General features: G+C 45.1%; 2 pseudogenes. Both read left to right on the top strand.

From position 1 onward, the window contains the following. Positions 1 to 357 (top strand): annotated as a pseudogene (locus tag ACFIMA_RS09850) (lytic transglycosylase); the annotation flags it as partial. 12 nt (positions 358 to 369) lie between these two features. Next, a pseudogene (locus tag ACFIMA_RS09845) lies at positions 370 to 710 on the top strand (phage tail protein); the annotation flags it as partial.

Here is a 710-nt window from a genome sequence, read left to right as displayed (position 1 = left end):
GAATTGTATTTAGCACATCAACAAGGGGCAGGAGGAGCCGCGCGGCTTCTTCAAAATCCCCATGCCAATGCGGCGCAAATTGTTGGCAGTAATGCGGTTGGCTTGAATGGTGGAAACAACGCTATGCGTGCAAGTGATTTTGTCAACCGTGTATTACAGATGTATGGGGGGCAGCCTCATAGAGCAAGTCCTACAGCGCATGGTGGCATTAGAAATAGAGACAACTTGTTAGAGGTTTTAAGGGCATTATTAGCATCACAAGAAGAGGCTTCGGAAGAAGAAGAGAGTGATGATGATGATAATCCTTTGATGACGCAATTCATGCGGGCATTTTACGGACCATTTTACAGAAGCTAGGATTCACGAGAAATGTCAACGATTTATGATTGGTCGCTTAGAGCGTCGGATAATACGCGCGTGGATAATTTGATTGATTGGTCCGAAGGACAGCATCCTAGCAGTGTGAACACAAGCGCCCGTGTGATGATGCAGCGCGTAAAGGAATACTTGTCAGACACGGGTGGAGAGCTTGAAGGCATTGTTACAAATGATCCTGTCCAACAAACGAGTGTGATAAGACTTGCAAGCACTTCACAGTTTTTAGAGTATAAGAATGGTATCGTTTTGCGCTTTATGGCTATGGGTAAGAATGTTGGAGCGACCACGATTGTCTTAAATGCTTTAGATGGCAAGCCGGTTTATAAAGCAAC

The organism is Bartonella sp. AP88HLJMH, assembly GCF_042195605.1.
GTDB lineage: Bacteria > Pseudomonadota > Alphaproteobacteria > Rhizobiales > Rhizobiaceae > Bartonella.
Note: the sequence above shows the minus strand (reverse complement) of the source record. Positions and strands in the feature narration are given on the sequence as shown.